Source organism: bacterium, assembly GCA_035529855.1.
GTDB lineage: Bacteria > RBG-13-66-14 > B26-G2 > WVWN01 > WVWN01 > WVWN01.
Genome location: DATKVX010000069.1, coordinates 1 through 2,200 on the forward strand (window position 1 = coordinate 1; position 2,200 = coordinate 2,200).

Sequence of the window (2,200 nt, forward strand, 5' to 3'; positions counted from 1 at the left end):
CCGATGGCTGCCCCCCGGTTAGGCGCGCTTTCGCCGACGGCGCCGGCCCCGACGTGGCACCCCAAGGCCGCGGCGAACGGGTAAGCCGCCCATATCGCCACAGCGGGGTAAACCCCGGCGCCGCCCGCTATCGCCCCGCCCGCGGCGAAGTCCATTACCTCGTAGGCAAACGCGGTACCCGCCTCGGCCGCGAAAGTTTTACCCGAAACGCCGAATGCCGCCGCCGGGAACGCCCCGGCCGCGGCGAGCGCGAGCGACGTTATAACTTTAATCGGCGTATTCATCCCTCCCGGCCTCCTTCCTATTTCCAATACATCCCCTCCGGCGGGTAGCGCAGGAACAGCCGGCCCCACTCGCTCTCGTCCAGAATTTTTTGGACGCGTTTGCGGCCTATGCAGGGGTACCAGAACGCGTCGTGGTAGAGGCGCGAGGCCGCGTACGACCACGGCACCAGCGGCGTCCGAAGTAGGAAGTGCTCGAGCGGCTTCAGCCAGCCGTGATATATCATCTTCTGGCCGCGCGAGGCGAACGTGTCCTCGTGGGGCGAGAAGTGGAGGTTCATGTCCGATATGTCGTCGCCGACGAGCTCTATCTCGCGGGGGTCGCCGACGCCCAGGCCGCGCTCGTGCGCCAGCCGGATGAAGTCGAGCTCGAGCGGCTCGAGGCCCATTATCTTGGCGGAGATGGCGTCGATGGCGACCTGGTCGGCGGAGGCCAGGATGACGTTCGCGACGACGGGCCGCATCGCCCGGGGGCCCGGGCCGTCGCCGGCTATCGTGCCGTCCATCACCGCGAAGATGCCCGTATGGATCTCCTTCTGTATCGTCAACAGGTCGACCAGCGTCTCGTGGATGACGGCGTGGGTCCAGTGGCGCTCGAGGTTCAAGAGGCCGCCGAAGGCGTTCTTCATCGCGCCCGTCATCGTCGTGAAGACGTGCGTCTTGACCGTCGGCAGGTGGATGATGTTGGTGCCGGGGAAGGACTTGGGGAGCCAAAGGCCCTTCTTCTTGTACACGTCGGCCAGGACGAGGGTCTCGCCCTTGGGCTCGTACGGGACCCACTCCTCCTCGTCCGGGTCTTGCAGGTAGTGGAACTCGAGGCCGAACTTGTCGGCGACGCCCGCGAGCTTGTTGAGGCGGGCGCCTACCTTGGGGTCGACGACGACGGTGGCGTTCTGGCACAGGACGAGGTTCTCTTTGGGATAGCCGTCCTCGAGGAGCGTCTTGATGACGGCCTCGAGCTGCCACGGCGTCGTCGAGCAGGCCGGGTAATATTTATGCCACGAGATATTTATCTTGAGCTGGGTTTTCCTGTCGCGGGGTAGATAGGAGGCGTAGTCCGCCAGCCGCATGAGCCGGCCGAAGTCGTCGATTATCGTTTCCGCGCTCGTGCGGAGCGCCGCCACCTTCGCTCGCGCCATGTAGTAGTTCACCTCTTGATGATTTTAACACACCGAACGCTCAGCCGTCAACGGCACGTTAACACCGAAAGAAGAAACCGCCCCGAGGGGCGGTTTTCCTTTCGTAGGGAACTAGCGGTCAGTAATAAAGCGCTTTTACGCGACCCAGGCTCGCCGGCGCGACGGCGGTGAAGGGGCCGCTCTCCCAGGTCACGTTGTCGATGCGGAAGAAGACGATGGCCTCTTCCGCCGCGTCGGCGTAGAAGAGGAGGCGGTACGTGCCGGCTGGGGCCGCGGCGGCGTGCTTGAACTCGAAAAGTTGAAAGGCGGAGATTTTCGGCAGCGGCCAGCTGGAGACCACCTGCCACACCTCGCCGTCGAGGCGTTCGACGCGGGCCTGGGCCGACGCGGTGCCGCCGGCGGGTTCGGCGCGGTAGCGGTAGGCGAAGGAGACGGCGTGTTCGACCGCGTTCAGCTCTTGGCCCTTGGTCCGGAGCGTCCCTTCGCCGCCGACGTACGCGAAGCTGTGGAAGTACGCGCACCAATCGTACGGCGCGCCGACGTTCTCGCGCGTCCAGGCGCCCCGCACTTCCACTTTCTCCCAGCCGGCGGGCGGGAACTTGGCGCCCTCGAAGTTCTCTTCCAATATGACGGCGGCGCCCGCGACGCCGGCCAGCAGCGCCGCGGCGCTCGTTATTCGAATATATTTAATCATAGGTAATTACTCCGATGCTACGTAAAGGCCGGTTTGCGCTATTGATGATTATAATAAAAAATAACGTTTGATATGTCAAAGGGAAA

General features: G+C 63.9%; 3 protein-coding genes. All 3 read right to left on the minus strand.

The features are described 5' to 3' along the window. Positions 1-284 (minus strand): hypothetical protein (locus tag VMX79_07505; GenBank protein ID HUV86945.1); only part of this gene is annotated, 284 nt, incomplete at its 3' end. Between the two features lie 17 nt (positions 285-301). Continuing rightward, complete coding sequence (locus VMX79_07510) at positions 302-1,420, minus strand: DUF362 domain-containing protein (protein HUV86946.1); 1,119 nt, start codon at positions 1,418-1,420, stop codon at positions 302-304. A gap of 118 nt (positions 1,421-1,538) precedes the next feature. Continuing rightward, positions 1,539-2,114, minus strand: a complete 576-nt coding sequence (locus tag VMX79_07515) for a hypothetical protein (GenBank protein HUV86947.1) — start codon at positions 2,112-2,114, stop codon at positions 1,539-1,541. Between the last annotated feature and the right edge of the window lie 86 nt (positions 2,115-2,200).

Coding starts and splice junctions, on each gene's coding strand:
- VMX79_07510 (HUV86946.1), bottom strand. CDS start 1,420: ATGGCGCGAGCGAAGGTGGCGGCGCTCCGCACGAGCGCGGAAACGATA.
- VMX79_07515 (HUV86947.1), bottom strand. CDS start 2,114: ATGATTAAATATATTCGAATAACGAGCGCCGCGGCGCTGCTGGCCGGC.